This is a genomic window from Mailhella massiliensis (assembly GCF_020741395.1).
Classification (GTDB): Bacteria; Desulfobacterota; Desulfovibrionia; order Desulfovibrionales; family Desulfovibrionaceae; genus Mailhella; species Mailhella massiliensis_A.
Window position 1 is genome coordinate 1 of record NZ_DYZA01000160.1, and the last position, 6,035, is coordinate 6,035.

Below are 6,035 nucleotides of genomic sequence, written 5' to 3' on the forward strand. Positions count from 1 at the left end.
CATATTGACATAACATAATGGTTTTTTTCGTTCACAAAACGCTCGGATTTTTTTATAATGTAGTATTGCGGTTGGAGTATTTGATTTCAAAATTATCGACGCCGTATCGCTGACAGAGGATACAGAATATGAACAGTTGCGATCATCAGTGCGGAAGCTGCGCTCAGGCATGCTCGGAGCGGACGGAACCTCGGGAGTCTCTGAAAGCTCCGCTCGCGCCGGGTTCCCGCGTTGGGAAGGTCATCGGCGTGGTAAGCGGTAAAGGTGGCGTGGGCAAGTCGCTGATCACGGGGCTTCTGGCATCGAAAATGCAGGCTCGCGGCGCCCATGCCGCAGTGATGGACGCAGATATTACCGGGCCGTCCATTCCCCGTCTTTTCGGCATGACTGGGCGGCTCATGGGCGATGAGGAGGGCTTTGTGCCCATTCGCAGCACGGGTGGGGTGGATGTGGTTTCCATGAATCTGATTCTTGAGAAGCCCACGGATCCCGTGGTCTGGCGGGGCTCCATCATTGCCGGTGTAGTTCGTCAGTTCTGGAGCGATGTTATCTGGAAGGATGTTGACTACATGTTCATCGATATGCCTCCCGGGACCGGGGATGTTGCGCTTACGGTGTACCAGTCCCTTCCTGTGGACGCCGTTGTGATCGTTACGTCCCCTCAGGAACTGGTTTCCATGATTGTGGAAAAGGCTGTGAACATGGCACGGCTGGAAGGCCTCGACATGAATGTTATCGGGCTGGTGGAGAATTATTCCTACTGTGAATGTCCGCATTGCGGTGAGAAAATGACCATTTTCGGTGAAAGCCGAGTGGAAGAGACGGCAGCGCGATACGGCATACCGCATGTGGCGCGGCTGCCGCTTGATCCGGCCATAGCGCAGGCCTGCGATGCCGGAGCTGTGGAGAGTATCGACAGCCCGTGGCTGGATGCTGTGGCCGACGCACTGGAAGCGCTTTAGGTTGAGGCTGTCCCGGAAGCGGAACCAGCCTTTTTCGTTCACTGTCCGGGGATACCCGGCTAGACGGTTTTAGGGGGAACATTATGAAACTTGTTCGTCTCGTAGCTCTTTCCATCATGGGCCTTGCGCTTTGCGGCATGCCTGCACAGGCGGCTGAAACTCTGCGTATTTCCAGCACCATCGGCCCCGTGGATGCGGGCATGCTGCCTCTTTTGGCCGAAACATTCACGAAGAATACGGGAATAGAGGTCACCATAGCCAAGGCCGGTACCGGGGCTACGCTGAAGAAAGCTGAATCCGGCTCGTTCGACTTGGTGATGGTGCATGCACGCAAGCTTGAGGATGCCTTTTGTGCCGCCGGGTTTGGGGTGGATCGCCGCGACGTCATGTATAATGACTTCGTCATTCTCGGACCTGCGAAGGATCCTGCGGGCATCAAGGGCATGAAGAAGGTGACGGAAGCCGTAAAGAAGATCGCCGACGCCAAGGTTCCTTTTGTTTCCCGCGGGGACAAGTCCGGTACTCATGTGAAGGAAATGGAAATATGGGCTGCGGCGGGCATACAGCCCTCCGGCGACTGGTATGAGGTGTGGGAAGGCGGAGCGAAGGGCAACAAGGCCACTACGCTCTATGTCAATGAAAAGCAGGCATACACGCTCATGGACCGGGCTACATGGCTCACCGTGAAGGATACGGTCTCCGTGGTACCGCTCATGGAAGCCGATCCGCTCATGCTGAATCTTATCGCCATTATCCGCGTGAATCCCGAAAAGTTTCCCGATATTCATAAGGAAGAAGCTCTGAAGTTTGCCGACTGGGTGGTGGGCGAGGAGGCTCAGACCATCATTCGCGATTTCGGCAAGGACAAGTACGGTCAGCCGTTGTTCTTCCCGAATTCCGACCAGTGGAATGCGAGTCATAAGAAGTAGGACGGTTTGTTTTTTGCCGCGGAGAGCGGACACAGGTCAACTCGGGGGGAAGGCATGGTTTTCGTGCCTTCTGTCGGAGTAGTGCGGCCTCGGCGCAGAGCGCGTAAGTGCTGTCGCCGGGAAGAATTTTCATACCTGTTGAAGAGCGGCGCGGTCCCGTCGGAAGTCGGGACCGCGCGTCGGCGTCAGAAAACGGAGAAGAAAGCCGCTCGATTGCGACGAAGTGGAAGGGAAAGTCCAGCTGGGGCAGAAATGCGGCGACCGTTTTTCCCGAGGTCGGTCTTTCGGAGTCCGGGGGGGAGTGTGTGTGATGAAAATTCCTGTGAAAGTACGATATCGTCTATGGCTGGAGTGTGAGAACGAATATGTGTTCGGCAATGGTGTCGCTGCACTTCTTCTGGGGGTGGAGGAGCTGGGATCGCTGAAGAAGGCTGCCGAAAGTCTGGATATGCCTTATCGCGGGGCCTGGGGACGCATTCATAAGGCGGAAAAGGCGCTGGGCATTGCTCTACTCGACAGGCCGAGCGACAGGCAGAAAGGTGTGACGCTTACGGAGGACGGAAGGCGCCTTCTGGAATTCTTCCAGCGTGTCGACGGGCAGTGCGGGGATCACCTTGCCCGGTGTCTTGAGGAGGAGAACCCGGAATATTTTGAAATTGACGGCATAGGTCATTGAGTCGTGCTTTGTCCGGCAGGCGCTGAGCGGAGGCGACGGCGATGCGGCATGACATATCGAACAATGCGGCAGCCATTCGATTCCGGGAATGTTGCGGAAGTCATGCATGGAGAGGGGCGGATAAGGTGCGGGAGCTCCTTCCGAAAAGGGCGTCGGTCTGAGTTTTTCAGAGCGACGCCCTTTTTTGTATCCTGCGGCGGTACCTGGGAAAACGGCCTCGGCGGAACAGGTTTCCGGGATTTGCTGAAAGAAGGCGGTGTTTCTTCTTATTTTGTCCTGCAGGGGGTGTCCTCGGATATTTCAGCCGCGCCGCCGCCGTCGGGGCAGCCGCCCCGGCAGGCCAGCACTTCAATGAAGGCGTAGGGGGAGTCCGTCGCCTGAGAGGCGAGGATTGCAGCGTCAGCGCAGCTGAAGCACAGTGCGGTACGGATGACGTTGCTGCCGAGAAGAGCTTCCGTCTCCACGATACGTCCCCCCTCGGGCAAGGAAGTCTGTACCTGATTGCGTATCTGCGCGCCGAGTTTGAGCAGCACCGCGCCCGAGATCTCGCCGTATTCTCCGGCCGGAGGAAGGGGTTCTTCCGATACGGGGAAAGGATCGAAGGCTTCGGGCGTCACGGTATCCAGGCAGATGCCGCCTATATTCATCAGGCGGAAGAGGGCGCGTGCGGAGAGAACGGCGTCGAAGCCGGGGGCTTCCTTCATGGCCGTGCAGGGCGAAAGGAGGAGGATACGCAGTTTTTCCTCGGGGACGCCGTAGTATGCGGCCATTTTGCCTTTGTTCAGCACAACGCTCAGCATTTGAGGCGTACGTGCGCTGCAGAGTTGTGGGCTGAGGGCCGGAAGTTTCTGTTCCGCGTAGTTTACCCATGCGGGGCAGGAGGCTGAGAATAGAGGCAGGACGTTTCCGGTTGCGAGGCGTTCCGCAAGGTCTGTGCTTACATTTGCGGCGAGTATGGCGGGGGCGAAGTCCGCGCTGATGACGGCATCCGCTCCGAGATGACGGAGTGCAGCCGCGAGTCTGCCTTCAGGCTCGGTGCAGGAAAGAGAGGAAAAAACGCCTTTCAGCGCGCCGCTGATAGATGCGGAGAAGACGGCGACCGTGAAGAGATCGGGCGCGGAAAGCATGTCCAGGGCGGAGGCGCTTTCATCGCGTTCGGAAAGCGCGCCTACGGGACATACGCGGACACACTGCCCGCAGCGGATGCAGGCGCTCTGCGTGAATTCTATGATCTGTTCCTCCCTGCCCGAGCTGTCGGCACGGAGGGCCGAGACTCCCCGGTTGCGGCACATGGTCACGCAGCGCAGGCAGCGCACGCATTTATCCATGTCGCGCACGAGAGGGCCCGCTGTAGTGGCGACGCCCGTCCGACCCTGCGGCGCGGGGCAGAGGGCGTCCATGCCGAGGGCTTCCCGGAGGGACTGAAGTTCACAGCTTCCGAGACGCGAGCAACTTTCGCAGCTGAGGCGATGTTCAAAGAGCAGCAGCTCCACCTGCATGCGTTGCCTTGCGCGGACGGCCGCCGTGGCGGTTTCCACGCGCATGCCTTCCTCCAAGGGCGTGACGCATGCCGGAACGATGCAGGTACTTCCGGAAGGAGGCGTACACTCCACAAGGCAGACACGGCACACGCCGGGCTTGTGATCCAGCGGCATGAAAGCGCACAGGGAAGGGATGAAGAAACCGTTCCTTTTCGCCACGGCGAGAATGTTTTCTCCCGCTTCAAAGGTGACGTTTTTCCCGTTGATGATGGCGTTCATAGGACTCCTCGCGTTAGTCTGCATTGGGAATAGGCGATGCCGTCAGCACCGTGAACAGGCGGTAGCAGCGCAGACAGCGGTCGGCCTCGGCGCGGGCTGCGCCGGGACGGAGCGTGTGTTCCACCTCTGCAAAGGAGCGGCGCTGTTCCACGGGAATGGACGGGGTACGCTGTCTGGGGAAGGAAGGTTCCCAGTCGTGCCGCGGATCCATGAGGGAGGCGGCTTTCAGAAGTTCGCTCATGCGGCGACGCGGCGAGAAGGGGTCGCAGCCTTCCAGCCGGGCGACGATGGAGTGCGCGGCCTGTTCGCCCTGACTCATGGCGTTGATAAGCGTGTCCGGCCCGGAGACGCAGTCGCCGCCGGAGAACACGCCGTCTCTGGAGGTGGCGAAGTTGTTGTCCACAATGATGACGCCGTTGCGGCCCCGGGCAATGCCTTCGTCTTCGGGTATGTCGTCGGAGCGTACGCGCTGGCCGATGGCGGCGATGATGTGCGAGCATGGCAGTACCCATTCGGAGCCCTCTACAGGCGATACGGAACGGCGTCCCGAAGCGTCGGGATCCCCTTGGCGCATTTTCAGCACGCGCACGCCGGTGAGCCTGCCGTCGGCGGTTTCGAGGCCGCAGGGATTGGAAAGGAAGTGGAAGATGACGCCTTCCTTGACGGCGTCTTCGATTTCTTCGCGGTCTGCGGGCAGATCCTGTTCGGTGCGGCGGTAAAGCACACGTACCTTGCCGTCGGTGAGGCGCGTGGCCGAGCGGCAACAGTCCATGGCCACATTGCCTCCGCCCACGACCACTACGTCGCCGTGCAGCGCGGGAGGATTGCCTGCGGCCACGCCGTCGTGAACGCGGCGGAGGAAGTCGATGCCGTTCTCGTAGCCTTCCGGCGGATTTTTGTCTTCAGGCAGATGAGCGAGCTGCCCCATGCTGGCGCCTATGCCCACGAATACGGCCTTGTAGCCCTTTTCCTGCAGGCCGGAGAGGGAAATATCCCTGCCGAGAGAGGCCCGGAACAGCCTTCCGCCCAGTTTCTGGATCAAGGAGGATTCCATATCCAGCAGATCCTTGGGAAGACGGTAGCTGGGAATACCGTAGCGGATCATGCCGCCGGGTACGGCTTCGGCGTCAAAGATATCCACGCTGTGGCCGGCGCGCAGCACATGATAGGCACATGTCCATCCTGCGGGACCGGCGCCCACCACGGCCACTTCCGCCGGACCTTCCGGGGCGGAGACGGAGGCCCCCGGCTCTGCGGAGGCGTGATCGGCGGCATATCGCTTGATGGAGCGGATGGACACGGGATCTTCGATGCTGTTTCTGGTGCACGCGCTCTCGCAGGGGCGCGCGCAGACGCGGCCGCAGGAGCCCACCAGAGGATAGTGCTCGGACACGGCCTCGACCGCTCGTTCCGGGCGGTCGTCGCGAATGGCATCTATGTAGCGGGGAATATCCACATGCGCAGGGCAGGCTTCGATGCAGGGGGCGGTAGTGACGGAATAGGACGAGAGAGCGTCCTGAACGGGGGCGGAGGTCTTCAGCAGGTGGGAGAAATGTTCCAGCGCGCCGAGAACGGGCACGACGCCCGTGCGGCCTACGCCGCAGAGGGCGCTTTCATGCATCTGCACGGCCACGCGGCGCACCATATCCCAGTCCACGCTTTCGCCGCGGCCTTCGCAGGCTTCGGCAAAGGCGTCGCGCAGAATCTG

The 6,035-nt window shown here is 60.2% G+C and carries 5 protein-coding genes; 3 read left to right on the plus strand and 2 right to left on the minus strand.

Features of this window, described 5'->3' with window-relative positions:
• The first annotated feature begins 128 nt into the window (after positions 1–128).
• The 3 genes from K8W16_RS07915 (at position 129) to K8W16_RS07925 (ending at position 2,567) form a co-directional block, all read left to right on the plus strand.
• A complete protein-coding gene (locus K8W16_RS07915; protein ID WP_304122608.1) occupies positions 129–962 on the plus strand; it encodes a P-loop NTPase in 834 nt (277 codons plus the stop codon).
• An 83-nt stretch (positions 963–1,045) separates the two neighbouring features.
• Positions 1,046–1,891, plus strand: a complete 846-nt coding sequence (locus tag K8W16_RS07920; RefSeq protein WP_304122609.1) for a substrate-binding domain-containing protein — start codon at positions 1,046–1,048, stop codon at positions 1,889–1,891.
• 310 nt (positions 1,892–2,201) lie between these two features.
• On the plus strand, positions 2,202–2,567 hold the full coding sequence (locus K8W16_RS07925) for a winged helix-turn-helix domain-containing protein (protein ID WP_304122612.1): 366 nt from the start codon (positions 2,202–2,204) through the stop codon (positions 2,565–2,567).
• Between the two features lie 266 nt (positions 2,568–2,833).
• Here K8W16_RS07925 and K8W16_RS07930 read toward each other — a convergent pair whose 3' ends face one another.
• Together K8W16_RS07930 and K8W16_RS07935 are read right to left on the minus strand one after the other, a co-directional pair.
• Positions 2,834–4,327 carry a [Fe-Fe] hydrogenase large subunit C-terminal domain-containing protein gene (locus tag K8W16_RS07930; RefSeq protein ID WP_304122610.1) on the minus strand — a complete coding sequence of 498 codons (1,494 nt, stop codon included), beginning with the start codon at positions 4,325–4,327 and terminating at the stop codon, positions 2,834–2,836.
• A gap of 13 nt (positions 4,328–4,340) precedes the next feature.
• Positions 4,341–6,035: FAD-dependent oxidoreductase (locus K8W16_RS07935; RefSeq protein WP_304122611.1), on the minus strand; the 1,695-nt coding region annotated here is incomplete at its 5' end.

Excerpts from the sequence above, each read along its gene's own strand:
- K8W16_RS07915 (WP_304122608.1), top strand. The coding sequence starts at position 129 with ATGAACAGTTGCGATCATCAGTGCGGAAGCTGCGCTCAGGCATGCTCG.
- K8W16_RS07920 (WP_304122609.1), top strand. The coding sequence starts at position 1,046 with ATGAAACTTGTTCGTCTCGTAGCTCTTTCCATCATGGGCCTTGCGCTT.
- K8W16_RS07930 (WP_304122610.1), bottom strand. The coding sequence starts at position 4,327 with ATGAACGCCATCATCAACGGGAAAAACGTCACCTTTGAAGCGGGAGAA.
- K8W16_RS07925 (WP_304122612.1), top strand. The coding sequence starts at position 2,202 with ATGAAAATTCCTGTGAAAGTACGATATCGTCTATGGCTGGAGTGTGAG.